Origin of the sequence: uncultured Marinobacter sp. (assembly GCF_947488835.1) — a bacterium.
GTDB lineage: Bacteria > Pseudomonadota > Gammaproteobacteria > Pseudomonadales > Oleiphilaceae > Marinobacter.
This window is the reverse complement of the sequence record NZ_CANLBK010000001.1, coordinates 386806-413413: the sequence shown is the minus strand read 5'-3', so window position 1 is coordinate 413413 and position 26608 is coordinate 386806. Positions and strand designations below refer to the sequence as shown.

Annotated in this window: 28 protein-coding genes; 12 read left to right on the top strand and 16 right to left on the bottom strand. The window is 52.3% G+C overall.

Features of this window, described 5'->3' with window-relative positions:
- The first annotated feature begins 13 nt into the window (after nucleotides 1-13).
- The gene (locus tag Q0824_RS01935) at nucleotides 14-559 is read left to right on the top strand and encodes a hypothetical protein (RefSeq protein ID WP_298447084.1); all 546 of its coding nucleotides are present in this window, start codon (nucleotides 14-16) and stop codon (nucleotides 557-559) included.
- Between the two features lie 27 nt (nucleotides 560-586).
- Here Q0824_RS01935 and Q0824_RS01930 read toward each other — a convergent pair whose 3' ends face one another.
- Together Q0824_RS01930 and Q0824_RS01925 are read right to left on the bottom strand one after the other, a co-directional pair.
- The gene (locus Q0824_RS01930) at nucleotides 587-862 is read right to left on the bottom strand and encodes a DUF6172 family protein (RefSeq protein ID WP_298447083.1); all 276 of its coding nucleotides are present in this window, start codon (nucleotides 860-862) and stop codon (nucleotides 587-589) included.
- Between the two features lie 105 nt (nucleotides 863-967).
- On the bottom strand, nucleotides 968-2728 hold the full coding sequence (locus Q0824_RS01925; protein WP_298447082.1) for a protein adenylyltransferase SelO family protein: 1761 nt from the start codon (nucleotides 2726-2728) through the stop codon (nucleotides 968-970).
- A 357-nt stretch (nucleotides 2729-3085) separates the two neighbouring features.
- Between Q0824_RS01925 and Q0824_RS01920 the strand changes: the two genes are divergently transcribed.
- Entirely contained in the window at nucleotides 3086-3631 is a 546-nt protein-coding gene (locus Q0824_RS01920; RefSeq protein ID WP_298447081.1) for a DUF488 domain-containing protein, read from the top strand.
- An 87-nt stretch (nucleotides 3632-3718) separates the two neighbouring features.
- On the opposite strand, the gene Q0824_RS01915 is transcribed toward Q0824_RS01920, so the two are convergent.
- Nucleotides 3719-4072 (bottom strand): YkgJ family cysteine cluster protein, encoded by a 354-nt coding sequence (locus Q0824_RS01915; protein ID WP_298447080.1) that lies wholly within the window; start codon nucleotides 4070-4072, stop codon nucleotides 3719-3721.
- Nucleotides 4073-4171: 99 nt separating this feature from the next.
- On the opposite strand from Q0824_RS01915, the gene Q0824_RS01910 reads away from it, so the two are divergent.
- Nucleotides 4172-5362, top strand: coding sequence for an MFS transporter (locus tag Q0824_RS01910; RefSeq protein ID WP_298447079.1), 1191 nt, complete (start codon nucleotides 4172-4174; stop codon nucleotides 5360-5362).
- A 5-nt stretch (nucleotides 5363-5367) separates the two neighbouring features.
- Here the strand turns inward: Q0824_RS01910 and Q0824_RS01905 are convergent, their stop codons facing one another.
- Nucleotides 5368-6066, bottom strand: coding sequence for an RES family NAD+ phosphorylase (locus Q0824_RS01905; protein WP_298447078.1), 699 nt, complete (start codon nucleotides 6064-6066; stop codon nucleotides 5368-5370).
- Nucleotides 6066-6470, bottom strand: coding sequence for an antitoxin Xre-like helix-turn-helix domain-containing protein (locus Q0824_RS01900; protein ID WP_298447077.1), 405 nt, complete (start codon nucleotides 6468-6470; stop codon nucleotides 6066-6068). The genes Q0824_RS01905 and Q0824_RS01900 overlap by 1 nt, the downstream gene beginning before the upstream one ends.
- Nucleotides 6471-6705: 235 nt before the next feature.
- On the opposite strand from Q0824_RS01900, the gene Q0824_RS01895 reads away from it, so the two are divergent.
- A complete protein-coding gene (locus Q0824_RS01895; protein WP_298447076.1) occupies nucleotides 6706-7911 on the top strand; it encodes an alpha/beta fold hydrolase in 1206 nt (401 codons plus the stop codon).
- 24 nt (nucleotides 7912-7935) lie between these two features.
- On the opposite strand, the gene Q0824_RS01890 is transcribed toward Q0824_RS01895, so the two are convergent.
- On the bottom strand, nucleotides 7936-9006 hold the full coding sequence (locus Q0824_RS01890; protein WP_298447075.1) for a nitronate monooxygenase: 1071 nt from the start codon (nucleotides 9004-9006) through the stop codon (nucleotides 7936-7938).
- A 255-nt stretch (nucleotides 9007-9261) separates the two neighbouring features.
- On the opposite strand from Q0824_RS01890, the gene Q0824_RS01885 reads away from it, so the two are divergent.
- From Q0824_RS01885 to Q0824_RS01865, 5 genes are all read left to right on the top strand, one after another.
- A complete protein-coding gene (locus Q0824_RS01885; RefSeq protein WP_298447074.1) occupies nucleotides 9262-10230 on the top strand; it encodes a beta-ketoacyl-ACP synthase III in 969 nt (322 codons plus the stop codon).
- 60 nt (nucleotides 10231-10290) lie between these two features.
- Nucleotides 10291-11454, top strand: coding sequence for a mechanosensitive ion channel family protein (locus Q0824_RS01880; RefSeq protein WP_298447073.1), 1164 nt, complete (start codon nucleotides 10291-10293; stop codon nucleotides 11452-11454).
- A 98-nt stretch (nucleotides 11455-11552) separates the two neighbouring features.
- A complete protein-coding gene (locus Q0824_RS01875) occupies nucleotides 11553-11825 on the top strand; it encodes a YebG family protein (RefSeq protein ID WP_298447072.1) in 273 nt (90 codons plus the stop codon).
- 197 nt (nucleotides 11826-12022) lie between these two features.
- Nucleotides 12023-12700 (top strand): FadR/GntR family transcriptional regulator, encoded by a 678-nt coding sequence (locus tag Q0824_RS01870; RefSeq protein WP_298447071.1) that lies wholly within the window; start codon nucleotides 12023-12025, stop codon nucleotides 12698-12700.
- 2 nt (nucleotides 12701-12702) lie between these two features.
- The gene (locus tag Q0824_RS01865; protein WP_298447070.1) at nucleotides 12703-13707 is read left to right on the top strand and encodes a bile acid:sodium symporter family protein; all 1005 of its coding nucleotides are present in this window, start codon (nucleotides 12703-12705) and stop codon (nucleotides 13705-13707) included.
- A gap of 10 nt (nucleotides 13708-13717) precedes the next feature.
- Here Q0824_RS01865 and Q0824_RS01860 read toward each other — a convergent pair whose 3' ends face one another.
- Complete coding sequence (locus Q0824_RS01860; protein ID WP_298447069.1) at nucleotides 13718-14182, bottom strand: hypothetical protein; 465 nt, start codon at nucleotides 14180-14182, stop codon at nucleotides 13718-13720.
- Between the two features lie 124 nt (nucleotides 14183-14306).
- Between Q0824_RS01860 and Q0824_RS01855 the strand changes: the two genes are divergently transcribed.
- The 3 genes from Q0824_RS01855 (at nucleotide 14307) to Q0824_RS01845 (ending at nucleotide 19457) form a co-directional block, all read left to right on the top strand.
- Entirely contained in the window at nucleotides 14307-16499 is a 2193-nt protein-coding gene (locus tag Q0824_RS01855) for a TonB-dependent receptor (RefSeq protein WP_298447068.1), read from the top strand.
- Nucleotides 16500-16570: 71 nt separating this feature from the next.
- On the top strand, nucleotides 16571-17521 hold the full coding sequence (locus Q0824_RS01850) for an ABC transporter substrate-binding protein (RefSeq protein ID WP_298447067.1): 951 nt from the start codon (nucleotides 16571-16573) through the stop codon (nucleotides 17519-17521).
- On the top strand, nucleotides 17514-19457 hold the full coding sequence (locus Q0824_RS01845; RefSeq protein ID WP_298447066.1) for an ATP-binding protein: 1944 nt from the start codon (nucleotides 17514-17516) through the stop codon (nucleotides 19455-19457). Before Q0824_RS01850 ends, Q0824_RS01845 begins: the two co-directional genes overlap by 8 nt.
- A 54-nt stretch (nucleotides 19458-19511) precedes the next feature.
- Here the strand turns inward: Q0824_RS01845 and gorA are convergent, their stop codons facing one another.
- The 9 genes from gorA to gspG are packed head-to-tail and all read right to left on the bottom strand — an operon-like array spanning nucleotide 19512 to nucleotide 26586.
- Complete coding sequence (gorA, locus tag Q0824_RS01840; protein ID WP_298447065.1) at nucleotides 19512-20873, bottom strand: glutathione-disulfide reductase; 1362 nt, start codon at nucleotides 20871-20873, stop codon at nucleotides 19512-19514.
- A gap of 26 nt (nucleotides 20874-20899) precedes the next feature.
- Nucleotides 20900-21562, bottom strand: a complete 663-nt coding sequence (locus Q0824_RS01835; protein ID WP_298447064.1) for a GNAT family N-acetyltransferase — start codon at nucleotides 21560-21562, stop codon at nucleotides 20900-20902.
- A 55-nt stretch (nucleotides 21563-21617) separates the two neighbouring features.
- The gene (locus Q0824_RS01830; RefSeq protein WP_298447063.1) at nucleotides 21618-22148 is read right to left on the bottom strand and encodes a type II secretion system protein M; all 531 of its coding nucleotides are present in this window, start codon (nucleotides 22146-22148) and stop codon (nucleotides 21618-21620) included.
- Between the two features lie 4 nt (nucleotides 22149-22152).
- A complete protein-coding gene (gene gspL, locus Q0824_RS01825; RefSeq protein ID WP_298447062.1) occupies nucleotides 22153-23457 on the bottom strand; it encodes a type II secretion system protein GspL in 1305 nt (434 codons plus the stop codon).
- Nucleotides 23458-23459: 2 nt separating this feature from the next.
- Entirely contained in the window at nucleotides 23460-24470 is a 1011-nt protein-coding gene (gene gspK, locus Q0824_RS01820) for a type II secretion system minor pseudopilin GspK (protein WP_298447061.1), read from the bottom strand.
- Between the two features lie 6 nt (nucleotides 24471-24476).
- Entirely contained in the window at nucleotides 24477-25202 is a 726-nt protein-coding gene (gspJ, locus tag Q0824_RS01815) for a type II secretion system minor pseudopilin GspJ (protein WP_298447060.1), read from the bottom strand.
- A complete protein-coding gene (gspI, locus tag Q0824_RS01810; RefSeq protein WP_298447059.1) occupies nucleotides 25199-25600 on the bottom strand; it encodes a type II secretion system minor pseudopilin GspI in 402 nt (133 codons plus the stop codon). Before gspI ends, gspJ begins: the two co-directional genes overlap by 4 nt.
- Nucleotides 25600-26136 carry a type II secretion system minor pseudopilin GspH gene (gene gspH, locus Q0824_RS01805; RefSeq protein WP_298447058.1) on the bottom strand — a complete coding sequence of 179 codons (537 nt, stop codon included), beginning with the start codon at nucleotides 26134-26136 and terminating at the stop codon, nucleotides 25600-25602. The genes gspI and gspH overlap by 1 nt, the downstream gene beginning before the upstream one ends.
- 3 nt (nucleotides 26137-26139) lie before the next feature.
- Nucleotides 26140-26586 (bottom strand): type II secretion system major pseudopilin GspG, encoded by a 447-nt coding sequence (gene gspG, locus Q0824_RS01800; protein ID WP_298447057.1) that lies wholly within the window; start codon nucleotides 26584-26586, stop codon nucleotides 26140-26142.
- Nucleotides 26587-26608: the final 22 nt, after the last annotated feature.

Below are 26608 nucleotides of genomic sequence, written 5' to 3'. Positions count from 1 at the left end.
TGAGAGAACAACAATGCACAAGCGTCTTCCACTCTTCAAGGCACTGCTCGTATGCGGCGCCGGGACACTTGCACTCACAGGTTGTGCGGTGGGTAGCTCGCCCAAATTGGGCGTTGATGATCCCTGCGCGAGCCTGAAAGCTATAACGGCCGACTATGAGAATGGATTCGAAAAGACCAAAGGGTCCGGATCTAATTACCCATCGTTCAAACTATACAGTGCCAAAGTAGAGCTTGTTAAAGGACATTGCGAAATTTGGGAATGGGCGGGAGGTGAATTAGCCTACTCCTGCTCAGCAACCACGCCGCAGAGCGAAGTGGCCGAACAGCGTTACTCTAAAACAAAAGATTTCGTTCAGGCATGCGTGGGCAGCAGCTGGGAGCAAAAAGAAGTAGAGCGAGAGCAAGACGGTAAGCCTCTGGGGCCGGCAACCATCTTTACCTCACCTTCTGTACCGGGGCTTATTATATCCGTCCAGAACAACGTGCCGCCCAAAGCTCACCGACAACTTCAGAGCAACGTTCTTTACATCGGAAGCAAGGGAAAGCACCCAATATAGGGTGCTAGCGGAAGGTATTGACCGGCCTCAGCCTGCCATGGGTTTTGGTGTGATTTCCACATAAACCGTCATAATTTTATTCTCAACCAGATCGTCAATACGGCTCATCAGTGTCGAGAGCTCCACCTCAACGGCCGCCTCTTCCGATTGGCCAAATTTGCAATCAAAACCCCAGTACTTCACGCCATCCGGCAAGGGCTTTTTGCGTTCATTTTTCAGAAACTTTTTGATGTCGTGCTTCATCGAGTCAACAAGGCGCGGCACTTTGATTTTAGGGTGGCTTAACTTATAGGTCTTTTTCATTGGAATCCTGCTGGAATGGGTAGCCACTGCGGATGCGGGCTGAGTTCAATGGCGCGCAGTGTAAAGGCTACGGAGAATTTCTACCAACAATAGCAGATCTGGATTTTAAGATGAGCAGCTGTAATGGGATGCACCGCCAACCCCAAAGAGTGCCAAGGGCTTCAGACGGTAGTATTTATCTTCAACCTGCGGCGACTGTTCGGTGTATGGCAGCGTCATCACACTTTGTAATTCTCGCAACAATTCATAGTCTCCCGCTTCCGCCTGTTCGTAGGCTGGCACAACTTGCCAATCCCGCAGGCTGTATTTGGGGTTTACCTGCTTCATCCGGCTTAAAGACCCATCGTCAGAGTCCTCGGAGGCTCCACTGGCACTTTTGTCGACGCCTGCCAGTGCTTTCCATTGCTCAAGCCACGCAGACCAACGCTTGTCGAAGCCGCCCGGATCTGCCGCATACGCCTGGCTGCTATAAAAGCTCTTTTTCAGTGGTTTTATATCGTCAGGCAGCGCCGAAAGCTCTCGGAAAAACAACGTGTAATCTACCGGTGCCTGCATCATCAACTCAGCCATAGTACTAAACAAATCCGGATCAAATGTATCCAGTCCCAGCTTTGCAGCCCACATAGTTTCCATCTCGGCCTGCATAACGCTGGCAAACCCGCCTCTGATCTCTTTGAGTTGTTGCAGGGAGTGCGGGTGTTTGGTTAGCAACGGCTGCAAAGCCACGCAAAACATGTGGAAGTTTGCCTCGGCCGCCACGGGCTGGTTCAAAAATGCGTAGTGCTCTCCCCCACCCGTCCAGGGCTGAAAGCGCGGATTGAATGCATCGCAGAATCCGAAGGGGCCGTAATCCAGTGTATAACCGCCGGCGGCGCAGTTATCGCTGTTAAAGTTGCCTTGGCAAAACCCGACTCGAATCCAGTTCGCCACCAGCGATGTCAACCGACCTCGAAATGCCCGCGCCAGAGCTACAACTTTATCCTGCAGCGACAGTTTTGGGTTAATTTGGGCGTTGTATTCACGTTCAATCAAGTGCAGCACAATCTGTTCAAGCTCTGCCAACGCTTGCGGATGTTCATTCTTGCGTGCACGACGCCCGAACAATTCAAGCTGGCCAACCCTGATGAACGATGGCGCCACCCGTGTAGAGATAGCTACGGGTTCCAGAACCAGTGTGTCCGGGTCTCTGGAGCGGGAGCCCTCAGAATACCAGGGCCGCCTGACCTTCTCAGTTTTGGACACGTATAGGCTTAAAGACCGTGATGTAGGCACACCCAGTGCGTGCATGTGCTCCTGCGCCAAAAATTCCCGAACACTGGACCGCAACACCGCCCGGCCATCGCCTCCCCGGCAGTATGGCGTGGGGCCGCCGCCCTTTAATTGCATTTCCCAACGCTGCCCGTTGGTGACTGCTTCCAATACCGATATGGCGCGGCCATCGCCGTATCCGTTACCCGTTTGAAACGGGCATTGCTGAACGTACTCTGTACCCATAATGGACAAAGCGTATCCGCTGGCCCAACCAAGCTTACTCATGGGCGCAGGAACAGATGATAAATCGCCGGAGAACATTGCCATGAAATCATCTGTTTTCGCCAATTCATCGGCAAAACCCAGCTCGCGGAACAAATTGAAGCTGTGGGCCACATACTCGGGGTTTTCTATGGGCGTGGGGACAACGGGCACGTAGTGGCCGCTGAAGACCTGCCTCGGCGCGTGGTCGCGTCCATTTTCTGTTGCATCCGGATCGCGGCTGAGAAATTTCATCAGCGAATAGTCCGCCAATAGGGTCAGCTCGTTGAGGGTTTTAATAGGAGCGCGCACTTGGGCCGTTTTGGCACCAATATTGGACGGTTGTTTAATCATGGCAATTCTCGCAAGGCCGGATTTAATCATATCTTTAGTAGTGCATTACGGATCAGCAAAACAATCACTTTATGGGTAACAACATCGCACTCCCGGCCAGATGGATCAACCCATTCGCCCCAAGCTCAAGCCCTAGCACCATAAACAGCTCCACCCCCTTGTACTTGTTGCAAGACATCTGCATAGAAGGCAGAAGATGGCTCTCCTCGTAGTTTTGGACTATATAAGGCGTGATGCAACGCCAACTGTGCGTGAGATCGAATTTTAGTGTGCTCGTTTAAACGCACTCAAAGGAGGCTAACGATGAAAACGACCACTTTTTAATTGGGGTTCTTTACCAGACAAAGGGGGTCAATCATGACAAACACATTCTATACAGTGGGGCATTCAACTCGCACACTCGATGAGTTTTTCACGCTACTGCAGGCAGGAAATATCGATCACATCGTCGATGTCCGGGCTATGCCACGCTCGCGCAGTAATCCGCAGTTCAATCAGGATACACTGCCTGACGAGCTTGAATCGGTTGGTATTGGCTATAACCATTCTGCTGAGCTGGCGGGGCTGCGCAAGCGCTCCAAGAGCGTAAATGATGGCGTGAATGGAAATTGGCGGAACCAAAGTTTTCATAACTATGCGGATTACGCTTTGTCCGCATCGTTTCACGACGGACTTAACTCGCTGATCAGGCTCGGTGATCAACATACCTGCGCTATTATGTGTGCTGAGGCAGTGTGGTGGCGCTGTCATCGGCGAATCATTGCCGACCATTTACTTCATCTAGGCCACGAAGTCTGTCATTTGATGAATAGCGACCGGCTCGTGCCCGCAACGATGACTGAAGGAGCCGCCACTCGCGACGACGGTGCACTGATCTACCCAAGCGACGGTTCTCAGACGTGAATTGATGAGAACAAAGCATGCAGAAAGCACCATGCGGGGCTTCCTGTCGAGATGCCTGCCTAATACACTCTTTGACCTTGACTTAGTCTAAACCAGGACCTGCCGCGTGGTGGCAATATAGTGATGAACCTGGCGTTCGGTTTTGGAGTCGACCATGGTTTCGGGGCGACGCCCCCTGGGGCATGGCATGCTGGGTGTCGTGCCAAACAACCTGCAAATCAGCGGTCGTTCCTCGTACACGGTGCATCCGCTGGGGCCAAGATGCACACAATTGAAATCGCTCAACGCCGCTTCATGCTCGGCATCGGTTTTAACTGGCAGGCGCGACATTTCCTCAGAGGAGGTTGTCACCGGCCCACAACAATCATGGCAGCCGGGTACACACTCAAATGTTGGAATGTCCTCGCGCAGTCGCGCGATTATGTCCCGGTTACGATACATGGATATCACCCTTTGGTTCTAGGTAGCTTGTCGTATGTAAACTCGCCCTAAGATACAATGCCCGGCTGCCATTTTACCAATCCGGGAACCCTGTCATTCATGCCTGCACCCTCACCTGCCACTGAGAATTACTCTCGCCAGAAAGTTATTCTGATTATATTTTCCCTTGCCATGGGTGGTTTCGGCATCGGCACCGGTGAGTTTGCCATTATGGGGTTGATGCCAAATGTAGCTCAGGATTTCGGTGTTACCGAGCCACAGGTTGGTCATCTGATCAGTGCCTACGCGTTAGGGGTTGTTGTTGGTGCACCTGTACTCGCCATTTTTGGTGCGCAGTTTTTTCGCAAACACCTGCTGATTGGTCTGATGGTTTTTTATGCTTTGGGTAACCTGGCCAGTGCAATGGCTGGCAGTTACGAAGTGCTGATGGTTTCCCGGTTTATCGCAGGCCTGCCTCACGGAGCTTATTTCGGCGTTGCGGCTTTAGTCGCTGCATCGTTGGTGCCGCTTAACCAAAGGGCCAAAGCGGTGAGCTTCATAATGATGGGGCTGGCACTGGCATTGTTGTTTGGCAATCCTCTGGCAACGCTGCTGGGGCAGCGCCTTGAATGGCGATACGCCTTCGGTTTTGTCGCAGTTGTTGCCACATTAACGACGCTACTTGTATCCGCCTTTCTCCCTTTGAACCGTGAGGAAGTTCGCCGTAGCTCCCTGGAGGAAGTGCGTTCCTTCAATCGTCCGCAAATCTGGTACCCCCTGGCCATCGGCTCAATCGGGTTTGCAGGAATGTTTTGCGTGTTCAGCTATCTGGCACCTACATTGCTGCACGTGACCCAGGTGGAGCCCATCTGGATTCCTGTCGCTTTGTTTGTGTTTGGGTTAGGCGGCTTTGTCGGCAACATGCTGGGTGGCTGGCTTTTCGATCGATTTCAATTCAGAAGCGTGGGGTTGATTCTGCTATGGGCTGCCATCGTGCTGGCTCTGTTTCCACATACAACAGGTTCTCTCTGGTCCATTTTGATTGCGTGCTTTCTGGTTGCGTTGATGGTGGCTATGGGCCCCGCCCTCCAAACCCATTTAATGGACGTTGCCCACGGAGCGCAAACCCTTGCAGCGGCTTCCCACCATGCCGCATTCAATCTGGCTAACGCGCTTGGGCCCTGGCTGGGCGGCATGGCGATCAGTGCGGGAATGGGGTGGCAGGTTACCGGATATGTGGGTTCCGCTACTGCGGTTGCGGGGCTGGTCATTTTTTTCGCTGCACATAAACAGCTTAGCGCGAAAGTATAAGCACGTTATGTCTTCAGGGAATGCGCCTCCCCGATCTCAGCCCAGTGGGTAATGCATTGCTTATCGCCATCCCAGAAGTATTTCAAGTGGGGTCCCTGCACTGGAATCGAAACGGCTTTTGGCTTGAACGCTGCAATACACTCACCACCCGGGTGCCGTACACTGTTGTACAACAGCCCATTTGATCCTTTTTTCCGCCATCGAGCCGCAAATGTCTGGCTTAAACCGTAATCATCGGCATCCGGGTTATGCAGGTCCTTGAACCCTAGCCCGCGGATGTCGTGCATGTTCATAACTACGGCACCAATGTAGGCTCTCATGGTAAGAGCTATTGAATCCTCGTTGGCAGCTGCCAGCTCACGCTCTTTATGAAACACAGTTTCACGAATAGCGCCTTCCAGTGAGTTGGCGGCGTAGTAAACCCCGAAATAACGATCCGCAAAGCGACTTCCAAAACCAATATGCGTGAAGGATGCCATCACAGGCGAGCTTCCGGGACCGCTAATTCTGTCGCAGGGCTGCACCAGATGGATATCCCCTACTTCATCCCGCAATCGAGGGTTGGTCATGCTTTCAATTTCGAATGCCAGTTCAAACTCGTCTGGTTCGTAAATTCGCTCGAACAAGTCTATAGGTGGGTAATGGCTGGGGATGATCCTGTAGGTTTCCCATTCTGGAAGGTGCAGCGGAGGGGTCGAGAACATCACCAGCCCCGCTTGGCATCGAAATACTGGCGGGTCATCATCAGGTTCATCATAGAGCCTTGGATCATGAACTCCATGGCAGACTTGCCACAGAAGGGTATTTCCGTCGTTCTCAAGCGAATTCTGCGGTTTGCTCGCTCATGGGTGGGATACAGAACTTGCAAGGCTTTATAGATGCCCAGGATATAGCTGATGCGCTCCATTGTGTCGTTAGAGAGCTTGGTTGGATTCAGCTTGGCATAGTTGTAGAGCGTTGTTCTGGAGGGTCCGCCAAGCAGCTTGCTCCGCTCTTCAGCATTACAACCCCACTCTTCCGTTATACGGAAAAAGCCTTTTAGTGCTACACGCCCTTTTTCAGCTTCGCGATCACTTTCAGTGCTTCTACGTTCAACTACAGCTGTCATGGCTTGCCTCCCGAAACTTACGTTGTTCACATATAAACAATATAGCTCAATCAGACCAATTATGTCACCCTAACTTTGCCTGGTGTTCCTTGACAGAGAGGCCTGAGCAGGGGGAATAATACCGAGATGACCGTTTCTGCCTGCAATCAAGCCATATGCGCCGATCATCGTTTCTTGGATAGTAAAAGCTTCGCTTGATCCGCATAGTCTGAACGCAGCTTGGGAGCCCAGCTAAATGGTGTCAGTCAAAACATTACACGGCTCAGCACAACTGCTCCTGGATGCTACCAGTGGCGTTACCGATATTACGGAAAAGATGCACCGCACTATCGCGCGAGATGCCAACCCACTATACCGGCTGCTCGATGCTGCAGGCTTGCCTAAGGTCGAACAACGAAGGCTCATCACTTACCGGGCTATTCAATCAATCACCTATGCGGCGAAGCAGGGTCTGCACTACTCCCTCTCCAAATTCTCAGGGAGTGAGGGGCACTCACATTCTTTACAAAGTGTGAGAGTTGCGGCTGCATTGAATGGCGTGTGCGGCGATCACCTGGAAGCCAGTAATAACCCCCTTGCGATCAAGATGAATTTTCGAAACAGTCTCGGCCAGAAGGTACAGCCCGGCTCGCACAATCTCAGCGCATTGGTTCCGGATGCCAGCCCACGTATCGTGGTTTTGGTTCACGGTTTGTGCCTCTCACATGAGTACTGGAGAGGGCACAACGAAGGTAACCTTGGCACCGAACTGCAGCGCGTCCGCGGCTTCACGCCACTGTATCTGAATTACAATACGGGCCGGCACATTTCCATCAATGGCAAGGAGTTAAGCGAACAACTTCAGGCGTTGGTTGAAGCATGGCCGGTTGAGATTGAAGAGCTAACGCTTGTTGGCCATAGCATGGGCGGGCTCGTAATACGCAGTGCGTGCTGGTACGGCGACGAACTGAACTTGCCTTGGACGGAGCTGTTGCGAAATGCCCTTTACCTTGGCTCACCACACCACGGCTCACCCGTCGCCAAAGCCGGGCATATGCTGACCTTTGTCATGAAGCAGTTTCGCTATGTCAGCCCCTTGGCGCTTGGCCGTCACACCAGTGCCGGAATCAAGGACCTACGCCACGGTAACTTGCTGGACGATGACTGGAATGGCACTGATCAAGACGACTTCCACCCGGATGATCGCAAACCGGTCCCCCTGCGAGAAGGGACCCGCCACTACTTTATAGCCGCGGCCGTAGGTAAGCATGTGTCGGATATTCCTAGCACCATGATGGGTGATCTTTTGGTGCGACTGGATAGTGCCAAAGGGCATCACCCTGAGGACTCGCGAAGGCTGGCAATCCGCCCGGAAGATTGTCGAGTATTTGAAAAGCTCAACCACCTTGATTTGCTCGACAACAAGGTGGTGCACGATCAGATACTGGAATGGCTCGCTTAGCAGGCCTTAGTCACAGTCTTTGCCTCAGACCTCTTCCATTAGCAATTCACTCAGAATCAGTGCCATCAAGTCCGCTGCAGTCAATTCCCGCGCCATGGGTGCGCCCTGACCTGCCCACTGCGCGCCAAACTCATGATTACCGAGTTTCGAGGCCGCCGCATTCAGGCGTTTTGCTGCATCGTAAGCCATCGGGTAACCCGCAGTGTTCGGGCTTTGATTGGCTTCACCGAAGGAGATCAGACGGTTAACAATGCCTCTTGCCGGGCGGCCGGAAAGTACCTTCGTTAAACGTGTTTCTGCCGCCCTCTCACTCTTGAGTGCTTCTCGGTATGCCTCGTTCGCAGACGACTCTGGGCACAGGACAAACGCTGTTCCTAGTTGAACCGCGGCCGCACCAGATTGAATTGCAGCTTTCACCCCGAAACCGTCCATAATTCCACCGGCTGCAATAATGGGTAGCGTGGTTTTCTGCGCTAGCAACCGCACCAGCACAAAAGTACTCAGGCATTGATCCGTGGCCTCCGGATTGAACATACCCCGGTGGCCACCGGCCTCGATACCTTGCGCCACTATGGCGTCAATGCCCGCTGCCTCGATTGTTGCGGCTTCCCCAAGGCAGGTTGCCGTTGCCATAGTGAAGATGCCCGCATCTTTCAATGCGGCAATACGGTCTGGCGATGGAATTCCAAAGTGAAAGCTCACAACCGCCGGCTTCAATTCAAGCAACATGGCCAGTGCTTCATCGTCTTCAATAAACGATGTATAGATTTCGCTAAGCGTATCTGGAGGCGCGATGCCTGCTTCCTCGAATAACGGCGCCAAATATTCGACCCAAGCGGCCTCTGCAACGCCATCCCGACGTGCAGGCTTGTGACAGAACACGTTCACATTGAAAGGCCCACTGGTGAGGGCCTGAGCCCGTTCAATCATCTTTCGGGCATCAGCCGTTGTGCTGGCACCGATCCCGAGCGAACCCAAGCCGCCTGCATTGGTGACCGCAGCAGCCAGTTCCGGTGTCGACACTCCGGCCATTGGAGCTTGCACGATTGGATAGCGAATACCTAAACGGGTCGTTAGTCGGCTGGAAGTATTCATAGAGGAAACCTGAGTGTGTAGAGAATCAGTTCAGGCATTCGGAGCATGCCCTTTAAAGAACAGAAGTGTAACGCAGATTAGTGCATCCTGCGGCAGCCGTGTAAGGCGAAGTTGGCCTGTTTATGCAGTGTTTTCACGGGCGTCTTTGACAAACAGCTAATAACAGACAAAGGTTCAGGGGTATAGCATGGTCGAAAGCCAAGGAGCGTTTAATACACAAAGCTCCCTAATCGAATATATCGTGGGACTTAGCGAATGACCTTTGCACGCATTGCCGGCACTGGCTCTTACCTGCCAGAGAACATTGTTACGAATAAAGATCTCGAAAAGACGGTTGATACCACGGACAAATGGATCCGTGAGCGCACCGGGATTGAGCAGCGACACATTGCCGTGAAAGGCCAGACTACCGTTGATCTTGCTGAACAAGCTGCGCTGAACGCTATTGACGCAGCCGGCATAGATGCCAGCGAGATTGACCTGATTGTATTTGCTACATCTACTCCGGATAAGATTTTCCCAAGCTCAGCCTGCATTTTGCAAGCCCGGTTGGGGATTCGTGGATGCCCGGCTTTCGATATTCAGGCCGTGTGCAGCGGCTTCGTTTACGCCCTCTCGGTTGCCGACAAATTTATAAAAACCGGGTCCAGCAAAAAAGCGTTGGTTATTGGCGCTGAAGTCTTCTCCCGGATCATTGACTGGTCCGACCGAGGCACCTGCGTGCTCTTCGGTGATGGGGCGGGTGCCGTGATACTGGAGGCGCACGAAGAAACGGGTATTCTTTCAACCCATATTCATGCTGATGGCCAATACGAAGAACTGCTTCACGTGCCCTGCGGAATTGCGAGCAATTACGACCAGGTTAAAGCGGGTAAAGCGTTTGTAGAAATGAAAGGCAACGAAGTGTTCAAGGTTGCGGTAAACACCTTGGGCAAGATCGTTGATGAAACCCTTGAGGCCAACCAGATGCAAAAGTCCGACATTGATTGGCTGGTCCCGCATCAGGCCAATTTACGCATCATTTCGGCTACAGCAAAGAAACTGAGCATGCCAATGGATCAGGTTGTGGTGACCGTGAACAAACACGGCAACACTTCAGCAGCCTCAATTCCTCTCGCCCTTGATGTCGCTGTGAGAGACGGGCGCATTCAACGCAACGAAGTAGTCTTGCTTGAAGCCTTTGGCGGAGGTTTTACCTGGGGATCCGCTCTTTTACGCTACTGAACTTCTTAAAGGCTTCTATAATTCGAAAGCACTCCGCTCTCTTTTTTGTAAAGGACAGCAATGATGGTCGAATTCACGACAGCCGTAGTTGAGCAATTAAAGAAAAACCTGGGAGATACGCTCGACGCTTTTGGCGGCCATGAGGTCGCTTGGCGTGAAGTTGGCGCCTATGTGCTCAGCCAAGTTGTGATTTCGATTCTGTATTTGGTTTTGTTTTTGGGTGCTTACCTGGTGGTGATTGGGCTTTGCCGATTGGTAGCCGGAAAGCGCAATGTTGATAGCCCGATGTTCAGGCATGGCAGAAGTGGTTTGCGTTATCTTACCGGGCTAGGCGCGCTCCTGATAATACTGGCGCAATTTGGAGCTGGCATAGAGTTTCTGAAGGCGGTTGCCAGAGCAGGCTTGTTAGCGCTGGGTTTCTACGTAGCATGGTTAGTTGTCCGTCGCCTGACCGCCGAAACCTTGCGTCGCAATCAGCTGGATGCATCCATCCAGCAGTTAGCGGGCAATGTGTTATCTGTTGTAATGGCAACCTTTGCGGTGGTTACCATACTTGCACAATTCGGATTTGATCTGCTTTCGATTGTGGCCGGCTTGGGTATTGTGGGCATCGCCGTGGGGTTTGCGGCTCAGTCGACACTCTCAAACTTCATCGCTGGTATCACCTTGCTGATTGAGCGGCCGTTTCGAATTGGGGACTGGGTTACGATTAATGGTCAGGATGGCAAGGTGGTGAAGATTGCTCTGCGCACCACGTGGCTGCGGACTCGCGATAACATTTTCACCATGATTCCCAATGATAGCGTGGCGTCGTCAGAGATTGTGAATTACAGCGCAGAAGGTGCTACAAGACTGAACATCCCTGTTGGTATTGCTTACAAAGAGTCTGCCAAAGCCGCAAGAGATATCATTATGCCGGTACTTTTGGGGCACCCGGAAGTACTGCAATCGCCGGGCATGGAACCACGGGTAGTGCTTAAAAATCTAAGTGATTCATCCGTCGACCTCGAAGTAAAAATATGGATTACACCAGATAATCTGGACGTTCAGCCGGGCATCATGGCCGAAGTGCTGGAGCAGATTAAAGAGACCCTTGATGAAGCTGGCATCGAAATACCCTTCCCACACCTCCAGCTTTTTGTTGATGAAGCGAAAGGCTTGAAGCCATTGTTTGAGCCACTTTATCCAAAAGCCTGTGCCGATCACCCCGAAGAGCGTGAATAAACGAGCTGCTTAGCTCCCGATTGAGTGTATTTCCCAGGGCAAGTCGGATACACTGTATACCTATACAGTAAATCAGACATTCACTGCGAGGAATGACCATGGCGGTACAAGCAGTCTATTTTTCCGATAGGGACGGCCTGGATATGGCATTAAAAAATCCTGAGACCATGCTTTTCACATCGAAAGCGGACGCCGATGCCAGAGATAAGGTGTTGGAACTGGCTGAAGAGATTCAGGTATACCTGGCCCGTAAGGTAGAAGGACTTGGCGACGATCTGGCGGAAAAATGCGCCATGGCAATTGCTGAGGATAAAGATCTATTCCAGAAAGCTCTGAAAAAGCCGGATTTGCTGAACGCAACCCACGAGTAGCTCATCCTGGGGACAATGGCGCCACCCCAGCAGACGATCGTCTCTTCAAAGTAGCCAGGTAATGCCTGGCTTTATACATTCCCACTCGCACTCACGTACTTTATCGCCTGTTTGGATGCTCGATTTTTTACCAATGAATTTGCATTGCCAAATAATTCATAGGATGATTCGATGATCAGCTGAACGGATGATCTACAATGCTTAAGAAGATTCAAAAAGGTTCCTTGGTAGAAACCGCCATAGAAAGCTTGAGGCACGCGATAGAAACCAAGCAATGGTTGGTTGGAGACAGGCTTCCGGTAGAAGCTGAACTGTCGGAGGCCCTTGGTGTTAGTCGCAACACCGTGCGCGAAGCGGTGCGCGTACTTGCCCACGTAGGGATGCTTGAAACCCGGCAGGGAAACGGCACCTATGTGAGGGCCACCCGGGATGCCGGGGAAACCCTTAAGCGGATTGCCCGTACCCAGCTCACAGATCAACTTGAAGTTAGGATTATGCTGGAAACCGAAGCTGCAAAGCTGGCGGCGCAACGGCGCACCGACCAGGATATTCGCGCCATGACCACGGCTCTCGATGCCAGGGGTAAGGCTGATTCGGACATGCAAGCGCGTATTCGTCACGATGAAGCATTCCACCACGCTCTCGTAGCCGCGTCCCATAATTCGGCGCTCTCGGAGCTTTACGACTACTTTTCCCACGCCATAACCCAGACCATCGAGCGCACTGAGCTTGACGCCGACCTGCCGGAGCCAACCCAGGAAGATCATGAACTGCTTCTTGCGGCCGTTCGTCGTCAGGACTCAGAAAAAGCGGAAAAGCTCGCTCGATCACTCCTCTCCCCCAGCCTTCAAGCCTTAAGAAAGAGAGACGCCTGACCATGAAGTTCCGGCCAGACACCTTTACTATTATGTTACTGGGCGCCGTTGCCCTTGCCTCATTTTTGCCGGCCACAGGCAATATTGGGGAACTACTGGCAACTGCGGGAACCGTCGCGGTCGCCCTGCTCTTCTTTTTCCATGGTGCAGCACTTTCCCGGGAGCAAATCGTTGCCGGAGCTTCTCACTGGCGGCTGCACATACTTATTACGGCGCTTACTTTCGGTTTCTTCCCGCTTGTCGTGCTCCCCATAAATGGCATGAGCAGCATCGCACCCTCGTGGATGCCTGCCGATTTGGGGCTTGGATTTCTGTATCTGGGCGTATTGCCGTCTGCTGTCTCTTCATCCATTGCGTACACAGCTTTGGCCCGCGGTAACGTACCTGCGGCTATCTGCAGCGCTGCGGCATCGAACGTATTCGGAATGATGCTGACGCCCTTTCTTCTACTCTTGTTGGTGAGCTCTGCGGGCAGCGGGGATTTTGCAGTGGGTGAAGCTCTTAAAGATATCGTATTACAGCTACTGCTGCCTTTTGCTGTCGGCCACGCAATGCGCCCTGTATTGGGAGGATTTCTGGGTCGGAACGAACACTTGATGGCACGGTACGATAAATGCGTGATCTGGTTGATCGTGTATTCCGCCTTCTCCCATTCCGTGGAGAGCGGTCTTTGGCAAAACCTGCCGGTCCAAGCCATAGTTCTCACCATACTGCTGTGTATCGCGCTACTCGCCCTTTTTATGTTCTTTGCGCGTTTCCTGGTGCGGCGATTCGGATTCAGTCTGGAGGATGAAGCTGCAGTGGTTTTCTGCGGTTCGAAAAAGAGCCTTGCGTCGGGGCTACCCATGGCGAAAGTGCTGTTTTCCGGGCACCCGGGTTTTGGAATGATCGTGTTGCCGATTATGTGCTACAACCAGGTTCAAGTTATTCTTGGCGCAATATTGGCTGAGAGATATCGGGAAAAAATCGCAGAGTCGCAGTCAGCCCCCGGTGATCAGGAGGCATGAAAGGCGGCAATCAGCCGCCACCCATGCCACCGAAAATCGTAGCGAGGATCACAAGCCCGATAATCCAGCCTATGACGGCCGGCCAAAAGTTGACCATTTGCGGTGAATCGTCATCTAAAGGCTCCCGCGACGTGTCGGGATCAGGGTCCGGATATCGGCGCTCCTCTTCCAGAGCCGCGACTTCCTGAAGGCTTTGCCATTCAAACCACTCCGCCAGAAAGATAACGACCGGGGGTGGAAAACTGCCATTCTCAGCCATAGGCCGAAGCTGCGGCTCCAGTTGCCTGCCAAGCTCCTGGCGCAACAGCATCTGATCAGCAGGGGGCTCACGAAGGATGGCCTTCCATATGCCCACATCCCTGCTTCGGCCGGGATCATTCAAAAGCGCCTTGATCTGGATCACAACCTCACGGACAACCTGCCCTTCCGAGGCGTCAAGATCGCGATCAACTTCGCTCAAACTCTTATCAGGCATATTGAAAACCTATCAACTCTTAACATTTTTAGGAGAGACAAATAGTGTGTAGTCAAATACGATAGCAAAAAACATAAAAGCAAACCTTACACCTATTCACTCGGCAGATTATAGAACGACACCTATGTTCGTTACGAATTTCGATACAATCGCTTTTCGTCGTCCAGCATTGCACTGCACAAACATTGCAGTAACGGCTTTGGCGGCATCCATCTTATTTGGCTCAATGCCCGCGGCAGCACAGTCGCCCGCTGACGACGCTCAACCTATCGGGTTCTATGGGTTCAATGACGAGCTACCAGAAGTTCTAACCACTACCCGGCTCAGGCAGCCCAAAACACGGGTTCCAGGAACCACGACCGTCATTGAAGGCGAAATGATCCGTGATCTTGGCATTATGAGCCTTGTTGAGGTGTTTCGGCTGGTTCCTGGCATGGTTGTGGCAGAAGTCGGAAGCAACTCACCGGTTACTACATATCACGGTACCGTGCATTATGAGCAGCGACGGATGCAAGTGTTGGTCGATGGCCGCACTGCTCACCGGGCAACCTTGTCAGATATGGACTGGCAAACCATGCCGGTGCCATTGGAACTCATCGAGCGTATAGAAGTAAGCCGAGGGCCAAACTCGGCTGCCTACGGCATCAATGCCTTTCTGGGCACCATCAACATTATTACGCGAAACCCCGCCGACACCTCTGGCGCAGAGATACGGGTTGTTCGTGGTTCAAGAAACTATATCCGAACGTTTGCCTCCGTTGGTGATGCCAATGACAGTTACGACTGGCGATTAGCCTTTGAGAAGCGCAAATTTGGTGGATTTGATTACCAGAGCGGAGGGGCTGACCCTGAGTCCTTCCATGACAGCCATAATATCAACTCATTCGACTATTCCTCCCGCCTGAAGGTTAATTCCGGGTTCAACGCCGATATTCGGTTGGGTGTCGTGGACGGTATAAACCAACAAGACAAAGATAGAAGCGGAGAGCTGGAAGCCGTTGGTCACCCAGACATCGACCTCAGGGATTATTACCTGCAAACCCAGCTAAACTTCACCCCATCAGAACAACATTTCTTCCACATTCAAGTGAGTTTTGAGAACTTTGATCGCAGGCAACGATGGCCTATTGAGCTACCAGAAGCAGCAGCGAATTGCCTGGCAAATGGAACACTGCTTCATTTGAACAAAAGCGTGTGTTTTGCCGGTGGAGGAACTCCGCTGACGGCAGATGTTAACGCAGATTCGGAAGACTCCAGGCTTGAGTTAGAGCTTCAGGATACGATTTTGTTCAACGACGACCTGAAGCTGGTCACAGGCGTTGGCTTCCGTGAAGACACCTATCGCTCAGAAACCTATTTCAACGGTAGAGGCAACAATCACCAATCCCGTGTGTTCGGGAACCTTGAGTACACGCCTGTTACCTGGCTCACTTTGAACGGTGGCGGTAACTGGGAGCGCACAACAACAACCCATGAGGACTATTTTTCACCCCGTGTTGCGGCGAACTTCACTCTGGCAAACAACCATGCGCTCAGGTTTGTGTACTCGAAAGCCGTCCGCACCCCTGATGGATTTGAGCAAAATCCGGATTATGGATATACACTGAATAACGTTGAGCCTGCACAGTATGCCGGCTATGAAGGGTATCGGATTGAGAGCCCTGCGGTTTGGAGGCACTTATCTTATGTGACTCTTGGGGAAACGCTCAAAGAAGAAACCATTACTTCGAGAGAAATCAGTTACTTCGGTCTGTTTCCTATGAATACAGGTCAACTGTCTCTGGAGGTTCGATTATTCAAGGATGAGCTTCGGGACATGATCAGCGGCGTTATTCAGTTCAAGGACTGGACCATAGATAACAACGTTGCGCTCGACCAGGAGGGCCTTGAGATTGAGGCTTCCGTTGAGTTCCCGGGAACCACGTTCAGAGCAAGCTATGGCTATCTGGAACAGCATGGTCGGTACACTGGGTCCCCCATACTTGATGAAAATGGTAACCCTGACCCCGGCCGGGAAGAGTACACGGTTGACTTGCTTGGTCGCATGTCGACACGACATTCAGGCAGCCTGGCCCTCATCCAGGACCTGCCATTCGGGATCAGGGGTTCTACGGCATACTACTGGGCAGACAAATTTCGAAACTCGCGGTTTGAGCGCATCGACTTCCGTCTTGCAAAACGAATCTTTCAGCCACGCTATTCAGCTGAACTTGCGCTCACTATGCAGCACTACATAAACGATGAGCCGGATATGAGCCGGGCAAATATTATTGCAGATCAAAATCAACTCTTCGTAGAAGCGGGCATCCGTTTCTGATCGTAAATCAGGGATTGTTTCAGGCCTGGGATGGTATGAAAAACAAGGGACTCTTGATAAGGCGAGAAGCGATGCAGGCAGTAAAATCCCTGACTGCAGCCGCATTGCTTCGAACTTTGATGGCGCTCGCTTATCTGACTGTATCCCCCGCCGCCCCGGCACAGGACACTAGCTATCCACCTGTGTATCTGGCCGGTTCCGGAAATCTCGCTCTTGATCACCATATCCAAAGTCTCCTTGAGCGCGCACTCGAGGGACAGAATAATCTCGTTCTTATCTCCGACGAACAAGCAGCCCAGGCGAATGACGGCCCCATCGTTACGCTGGGCCCGGGTGCGTTTTCACGGATAAGGCAGATTAATCGCGAAGCGCCCGTACTGGCGCTATTGGTAGAGCCGGATTTCCTTGAGGGTTTCGCTCGCCGTTCATCAGGGCATATTTCGGGTATCTACCACGGCGCCACGCTGCTCAGGCAAGCTCTGATTGGAAAGGCCATCCTTCCGCAAGCAACACGAATCGCCTTGATGGCCACCTCAGGCACTGCAGAAGTCTACGATGAGCTTATTGACCAACTTCAAGCCTACCAGCTCGAAGCCCGGCTTTTCGTAGTGGACGGTGACAAACAGCTCATCCCGACACTCAACAGAGCACTGAGCTACGGCGACTTTTTGCTGGCTGCACCAGATAACACCATTTACAACCCCAGAACTATTAAACACGTTCTTCTCACGGCTTATCGCAGAAACAGAATTGTCATAGGCCCAAGCCAGGCTTATGTAAAAGCAGGCTCTCTTGCTTCGGGCTACGCCCCCTTTCCCGCCATGGTTGAGATGGCAGAGGACTACCTGAAGTCGTTCTTTGAAAGCGGCGAGTTTCCGCGCCCGGGTTATCCGCCCCAGTTTCGAGTTGAAATCAACGAACAGGTTGCTCGTTCATTAAACATTCCATTGGCGACTCCGGAGCAGATCATCCGAAACGTCGAGCTGCGCTTAAAAGAACATGGAGGACAAGTCGATGAATGAGCAGTCCACCAACACGCCTTTGGCTCGCAAGCTATTACTGCTCGGTGCGCTCCCGTCAGTCGTGATGTTCATTACGCTCATGGGGTTCTTTACCTCTGCGCGCCTGGATGATGCCATGCGCGACCTCGCCGACAGCAACCAGCTACTGGCTGATACCTTGGCCCCTTCTTTGGAGTACGCCGTTGTATCCGGTAACACTCTGGCGCTGCAGGAAATACTTTCCCAGTCCATTCGGCACAGCAGAGCGGACTGGATTCGTGTAGAGGACGTTACCGGCGAAGAGATTGGTGCGGCCTACGCTAGCGATAGCCCCGCCACAGAAGCGGGGGGTGAATTTACGATTTTTCAGGCAGAGATTCTGCAGAAGCCCCTGGAGTTTGAAACAGATCGCCAAAGCCTGTGGTTCGAGCCTGAGTTTGGTATCAGTTCCGGAGCGCTGAGGGTCGGTACCGTTATGGTCGGTGTGAGTGACAAGGCCCTCACCGAACGCAGAAACGATATTCTCTGGTCGTCTTTAACCGTAGGGCTATCATTGCTGCTATTCACCATTTTGATTATCAAGCATACGTTGAATACGATTCTCTCCCCCATTAACGATCTTTCCGGGCGCATCAATCGTCTTATTGAGAGCGATTATCGGGTTAGCAAAGTAAACAGGCGTAAGAACTCCCGGGAATTGGTTGCAATTGAGCAGCAATTGAACCAACTGGCTGAGCACCTTGAGTCGCTTAAAGCTTCGAGAGATCAGACACTGGCTATTTCCGAGCATGCCCGGGAAAAGGCCGAGACAGCAAGCAACGCCAAATCAGAGTTTTTGGCAACCATGAGCCACGAACTTCGCACTCCGCTAAATGGAGTGCTCGGTATGATTGACCTGGTTCAGGAAGAGTCTTTGAGCCCGAGACAGCGCGATTATTTAAAGACAGCCCGCCAGTCAACGGACGACCTCTTAACGGTTATCAGCGATATTCTTGATTACTCCCACATGGATAGCGGTAGTATTATGCTGGACCATCAGCCTTTTAATCTGCACACGCTTATTACGAACTGCGTTGCGTCGTATCGCCATATGGCAGAAGAACAGGGGCTAGCTCTAACCCTTAACTTTTACGGTGATTGGCCCACAACGCCTCTGGTAAAAGGAGATGCGCCCCGGATCCGCCAGATTCTCGCGTGCCTGCTTGATAATGCAATCAAATTCACTAATGACGGATTTGTTAACGTACAGTTTGGTTGCTTCGGGGTTGAGGACGGCTGCATCATTATTAACTGCTCCGTCAGCGATTCTGGCAGCGGCATTCCCCACCACCGGGTGACCGATATATTCAGCACCTTCCAACAAATCGAGGGTGGAGATGCCCGAAGCTTCGGCGGTGCCGGTATTGGGCTGTCTCTGGTTCAAAGGCTGGTGGAGCTTCTGGGAGGCCATATTCAGGTGGAGTCACTGCATGGAGAAGGTTCTTCGTTCCGCTTTGAGTTACCCCTGGAGCTCGCCTCCACAGCAGTCTTGCCAGATGAACCTGAATCCTCTCTCCTTGTTGAGGTGCCTCTATCCAAACGTGCATTGGTCGTTGAGGATAACGCGGTAAATCAGCGGGTTGCGGTAGCACTGCTAAACCGCCTTGGTTTTCATACGGAAGCTGTCACCAATGGGCGGGAAGCATTGGAAAAAGTCCGTGCCAGTCACCAAGGCTTTGATGTCATCCTCATGGATTGCCAGATGCCAGTTATGGATGGCTACGAAACAACACGTTATATCCGGGAGTGGGAAACTGCCAACGGCGTGGGCAGAACCCCCGTGATTGCGCTGACCGCAGATGTATTGCCTAGTACGGAGCAAAACTGCCATGAAAGCGGCATGGACGACTACCTGTCCAAACCTGTGCGAAAGGAAATTCTTCGGGAAATCCTGGAGCGTTGGGTAACACTCACGTGAGTAGAGCGAAAAGATGGTCGGTATTTGAGCCCTTCCCTGGGCTCAGAGTGTTTATCAGGCTACAGGCTCCCGCATGGTGACGAATTCTTCTGCTGAGGTTGGGTGTATGCCAATCGTTGCATCAAACTGCGCTTTGGTTGCGCCGGCTTTGATGGCTACGGCAAGCCCCTGAGTAATTTCACCAGCATCTGCCCCCACCATGTGGGCACCCAGAACCCGATCTGTGGCGTCATCAACTACGAGCTTCATCAGGCAGCGTTCATCGCGACCACTGAGTGTGTATTTCATCGGTCTGAATTCAGAGCGGTAGATTCGCAGGGTATGCCCTGCTTCGCGCGCCTCTTCCTCTGTTAAGCCCACCGTGCCGATATTTGGCTGACAGAAAACCGCTGTAGGAATCGCGGTGTAGTCCATTTCACCTTCGCCGTCCCCGAACATCCTTCGCGACAGTACCATAGCCTGTGCAAGCGCTACCGGCGTCAACTGTGGCGTACCGATCACATCCCCCAGGGCGGTTATTGATGGCACTGAGGTTTGGAAATAATCGTCTACCACCACATGCCCTGAGGCATTGAGTTCGATGCCGAGCTCGGTCAAGCCCAAACCATCAACCAGCGCCCTTCTGCCCGTTGCGGCCATCACAAGCCCTGTCTCCATGATCTCGCCATTACTGAGTTTAACCCGGTAATGGGAGTTTTCGGGTTCGACGGACTCAATGGTTACGCCGAACTCGAGCCGAATGCCCTTTTTGCGCATCTCCTGCTCAGTAAATTTACGCACATCGCTGTCGAAGCCGCGAAGGAACAAATCGCCCCGATACAGCAGCGTTGTCTCCACACCAAGACCTGCAAGAATACCGGCGAATTCAACGGCAATGTAACCGCCGCCCCAAACAACAGCCTGTTTGGGTAATTGCGGTAAATAGAACATTTCATTCGATGTAAGAATACTTTCCTTGCCAGGAATATCGGGCACAATTGGCCAGCTGCCCGTCGCAACTGTTATGTGCCTGGTTGTATATTCCTTATCACCTACCACAATGGTATTCGGATCCTTGAGGGATGCCGTGCCTTCAATAATGGTAACGCCAGCGTTCTCAAGCAGACGGCCATAAATACCGTTAAGCCTTTCTATTTCAGTATTCTTGTTGGCAACCAGTGTGGGCCAGTCAAAACTGACACCGTCCAAGGATATGTCCCAGCCATAACCTGCTGCATCTTCCAGCTCGTCGTGAACGTGAGCCCCGTAAACAAACAGCTTTTTAGGTACACAACCAACGTTAACGCAGGTGCCCCCAAGATAGCGGGATTCAACTACGGCTACCCGCGCGCCACGCCCGGCAGACATACGCGCAAGACGCACACCGCCGGAACCGGCACCAATCACAATCAGATCATAATCCAAGCTGTCAGACACGGTGTCTCCTGTTGCTTGTTACAGCGTTAATTTTGGTTCGCGGCCGCCTTGGCTTCCGGGTGAATCTCGCGGAACAGTATGTGATCCTCAAAACCACCAACACGAATTTTCCCAAGGCTGCGAAAGCCTTCAGATTCATAAAATGGCAGGTAACGGCTATTTCCTGTGTCGAGGACCAGGCCTGTCACACGAGGGTTCTCTGCGCAAAGCCGTTGTACAGCTTGTAGCAAAAGCCGCCCGTAACCACGATTCTGGTACTTGGGATTTACACCCATTAATGGCAACTGATGCGCCAGTGGCTGTGGCAAAATCGCGCGTATCCTTTCGTGATAGTGCAGGTATCGACGAGTGGAGGCAAAACCTGCTGTCAATACCATACGAATTCTCCAGCTAAACTGATTCGCAAGGTTCAACCGCAAGTCCGGGTCGCCAATAAACGCCACGGCCACCAGCGTATCATCAACCATCACGCCTACGGATTCCTGATTGAGATCAAAATACAAATCAACCAGCTCTCGAACAGTTGCGCGAACCCGTTGTTTATAACCCGGTTTGCGATGGTTAAACAGGTACTGAAATGTAGGCTCGTCCCGGTAGGCATCATACAGAATCGATCTGGCTTCATTCAAAGCACTCACATCCAACCGAACAATAACCGGATCCGACTCGTTTTTATTATCGTTACTCATGTTTTCGCTCCTGTCTCTGTCCGGCGAGACCGCCCCGGAACCCTGTTGGTCAGAATCAGATTGCCAATGTCAGGCGAACAGACACCCTGCCTGGTTCGTTACCACGATCCAACGCAGCCTGGTCAATCACAATTCCATGCTTACCATTCAGCATCTCAAGCCATGCTGCAACGTCTGAATAACGAGCGGATTCCAGCCAAACCCGGATGGCGCTGTCACCGCTAGGTTCGAAGCGCTGCAACGTGAGGCCGGAGTCCCTTGCGGAACGGGTAACCAAACCCATCAGAGCCCGCCCATCGGCTGGGCGATCTGCAGATGTAGCTGCTGGCCCACTGCCACTGCTGCCCATGCGACGGATGACTGGCTCATTTGCCTGTATCCAGGCTACCAACTCTGACGCATTTTCTTTACTGGCTTCCGCCTTATCATGAAAACTCGTGATCGGGCTCCAAACTGCAAAATAGAGAATACCGAAAAACACGGCTATCGCCAGAACCACAAGCGCCTGCTGATCGCGCTTGGGAAGCTGGTCATATTGCGCAATTAACTTCCCGACCGCAGGCTGTTCTTTCAGCTTCGTCAACATAGCCTTAACCTCCAGATACCGTCAGGCGGCCACGGGCACCGCTGGATTCGTTAACCACTGAGCCAATTTTGGCATCAAGTCCCTGACCAGCAAGGCCGTTTCGCAGAGCGCTGAGACGGTCGTAGCTATCTGCCCGAACATCCACCACCAATTCCCCGCGAGACTGGCTGTAATTAATGGAATTAAACGTTACTGTGCCGGTGCCTGCAACATTCGAATATTGCTGTCCCGTGTATTTCATCAGGGTTACAAAATCTGCATCAGGGCCATCTGAACCCGCCATACGAAGCTGCCCTTCAATGACCCGCTTAACATTACCTGCATGGGTTCTTCGATCCTGAGGAAATGCACTCCGATAGACCGACATAGCCTGCTGTCGCATATCCTCCGCCTGTTTCTGGTAATAGAAGCCCATTCCGGCTTCCAAAGCCAACTGCACAACAAACCATACCGACGCGACCGCGATGAGCGGCTTCCAGGGCTTCAACGGGCTTGCCTTACTACCTTTTACTGAGAAGTCCCGTTGGCATAGATTAATGGGGCGGCACAAGTGGTGGTGGTGAGCGTGGGCCAACAACTCCAGTGGCATCAGTTCCAGTGATTCCCGGCGCACAGTCAATCGTCCAGGGGCCATTAGCTCGCCAAGCACAGCCTGCTGTTCGTCAAACTCGGTTTCCGTGCCGTAGATGACCACTGGGACTTCAGCAACCACATCTTCGGAGGGCGGCAGCGCCAGGGTGTGTGCAAACATCCCAAGGTTAGCGGACTGCATGCTCAACCACTCGCCACGAAAGCTGGCCATCATCGCAGACTCACGATCAAGGCAAATAGACCATCCTTCTTCAGTAACCGGGAGTAATGCGGCATCCGGGTAGATGGCGTCAAGCCTGGTATGCAGCCAGCCGCGGTACAGTTCCAGCCATTGGGCCATTCTGTCCCGATCAATCGCTGCAACCCTGTACCCTTCGTGCGTGTGCAAGCCAAGAGCCAGATGGACACTGTCAATATCCTGGGCTATCTGTTCTTCAACCGCATAAGGCAACGCCTGGTTGATGAACCGGCTTTGCTTGGCAGGAATGTCAGCCACGCAGAACAGGGCTTCATCACCTGGAATAAGGCCGATAAGCAAGACATCATCAAGTCCGTTCTGACTCAGTGTTTGTTCGATGGTATTACGAACATCGCCGCTACCTTGTGCCTGGGCATCGCCACCGGCATCGTAAAGCACCCAGTTGAAGAGCCGCTCCTCCGGGTTTTGGCTGGAATCTTCAAAGGGCGTCAGTGGTCGCACGTAAAGGCGGTAAGACATGGTTATCCTTCCGAGATGGTAAAGGGTTCTTTGGTAATTCGATTTTTTTGTCCGGTATCCCTGTGAACCGTCCGAACGTCACCTTCCTGATCACGGAAAACGGTACTTACCATATTTACAACACGATTATCGTAGGTAATCCGTGAAACAACTTCAAAAAAGCGGGTTTGCAACCCCAGGCCTACGGGCTTCAGGCCAGATGCGGCGAGCTCAGGAAGTGCCAGAAAATCCTGAAGATTTTCGAACCGCTTTTCTTCTCGCTTTTCAACAATAGACGCAGCTTGCGCCGACGACAATTCATCATACAGCGACATCAATACTTCAGCCGTTGCTGTGTTCACATTGATACCCAACCCGTTTACCGGCAAGGCGGTAACGTGAGGGCGCAATGCGACATAGATTTCTTCAGTCATACCCTCTATCAGCCGGAGTTCAGACACGCTTACAAAAGGCTGATTTGCGGCCCTATAACCAGGTTCTGCCATAAGGTACTGGCCGTCTTCTGCGCCGTAGGCGCTGATTGTCTGATCGTCTGAGTCTACCCAATCAACCAAGGCATCAACCGACATTCCTGTAATGCCGAGAGCAACCAACAAACGGGTAAGGCGATCTTTTGTTATCGGATCCACCTGCCCTTTGCCAATGACCAGATCATTGAGGTTGATCCGCCCGCCCAGATCGTCTATCTGAACTTCTGCAACACCGTTGTTGTCCAAAGGAAGAATAGCGGCATTTTTAGCCCAGAACTCATCCAGGCTGTCGACCATCAGATTGTCTTCTTTATCCTGCTCAAAATCCCTTACCAGAATCTGGCCGGCAAAGGCTTCTGTGCCCAAAGCAATACTCTGGCCTTGTTGCTGAGCTAAATAATGACCCGCTTTGAATACCCGTACATTTTGTTGTTGGCTCATACCGGAAGCGAGCATGACCACCAGGGCCATGGCGAGCAAAACCATAATCAGCGCAACACCCTGCTGTTTATTCGGGCCAGGATCATAGGAGTGGGCAGTCATGACATCTTACCCCCCCTGCCCCGACGCACCAGAACCTTCCTCTTCAGCCGCTTTGTTGCTTGCTTGCTTCAGCTGGTCTAACAGGCCTTGAGCACCTTTGAGATCAAAGTCGGGTAGTACAAAGGTTCGTACGATTTCACCAAAGCGATCATGCTCGAGCGTAATTTCTATGGCCAGAGGAAAGGCTATTTCCGGGCGTGTGCCGGGGCTCAGCGCAGCCATGGCTTGTTCCGGCGGCCATTCCGGCTCCCAACTGTTCTGATCGTTCATAAACCGCAAATCAAAGGCGGTAACACCATCCAGAAGCATGAGGTCCTGACTGTTGTCCTCCTGACCCTGGTCCACGTTTGGCCAATAACGACGCCGGAGTTCGCTGCCGGTATATTCCCACCCCACGCGCTGCAAACTGCTGCGCCTTATCCCGAGGGGATTGCGCCAGCCCTGCCGGGTTAACATCAAAGAAAAATCATCTTCACGGCTCGTTAATGCCGGCTTGAAATCACCATAGATGTCCCGGGCGGATCGATTAACAATCTGCATGATATCCCGCTCCATAAGAAGCATTGCCCGCTGCAGCCCATCGAAGCTTTCGGCAAGCTCATCAACCCGGTCTCTGGAGGCGATCACATTATTTAAAACTTGCCAAACGCCTATACCGATAACCGCAGTGATACTTATGGCGACCATTACCTCAAGAAGCGTAAATCCCCACTGGCCCTTACTCTCCCTCATTTTTGACCTACGAAGGCAGAGAGCGTGTGTACTGGGTAAGATTTGGAGCTGCCGTCCCGGTAGCGAGCCACTTCAACTTCTACACGGCGCATTTTAGGTTCGGCGGTCGCAATGACTTTCGTCGTCACTTGCCAACGGTGAGGGCCATAATCTTTGTCTTTAGAGTTCTCGGATATGCCCGGCAGGTTCTTATCCAACCGAATTTCATTCATTCGATTGTCAGCAAGCCATCCAGCAAAGGTTTTGTCCCGGATACGTTCATAACTGGAGATATACTGACTGGCCACCTCTGCTGAGGCGGTTGCGATAAGGCCAAACACCAACAACGCTATCATCACTTCAATGAGTGTGAAGCCGTTTCCGGATTTAGCGAATCTTGCCGGATTCTTCGGCCTCATCAGTCGCCTGCCTCATCGCCGGGGTTGCGCCATTCAATGGGCGAGATGCCATCAGATGCCAAAATATGGGTGTAATCTGTCTGGCTGCCAATCGTGAACTCAAGCTCAAAAGGTGTGGTTTCGCCACTGGAGAAAAACACCAGATCAGGCCTTAATTTATCTTCAACGGACGCAAGCCTCGGCGTGTCACTCTCAATAAACTGGGTCGCAACCAACCAGTCCGGGAAATCCCTGGCCCTGAATATACGTTCTCCGGTGGCTTTCCAGTCCCCGGAATCATCCTGAAAAGCAACAAACTGATACCCGTTCTCTTCAAAGAGCAGGCCCAGTTCCATATTGTTCAGCACTGCCTGCTCTGATGCAGTCTGCATTAGCAGATACAGTTCCCGCACTTCATTCTTAAGCTCGCGCTGCTGGGAGTTACCACCCATGGTAAAGACAGCCAGAGCCGCAAGCAGGCCCACCAGAACCAGGACAACAAGTATCTCAATCAGCGTAAACCCGCTGCTGTTGTTTACTGGCTCTGTGCGCCTCATCAATTAATTGCCGATATTCGATACACTGATGTCTGCTGCATCGCCGTCACCGCCATCCTGCCCATCCGAGCCCTTGGAATAGAGGTCGTAGGCGCCATCCCGGCCAGGGCTTACGTACTGAAATTCATTGCCCCAAGGGTCGCTGGGAACACTTTTCATATAGCCATCAGGGTTCCAGTTTTTGGGCTCGGGGCTGCCGCTCGGGCGAGATACCAATGCATCCAGGCCCTGCTGTGTAGAGGGGTAATGGCTGTTGTCCAACCGGTACATGTCCAACGCCCCGGCAAGGTTCTTCAGCTGGGTTTCCGCAATGGTTACTTTTGCCTGATCACTCCGGCCCATAATGTTCGGCGCCACAACGGCCACCAACAGGCCAAGAATAACCATAACGACCATGATCTCAATAAGGGTGAAGCCCCGGCTGGATTTCAGTTTATTCAGTTGTTTCATTGTATTTACATCACTCTTTGTT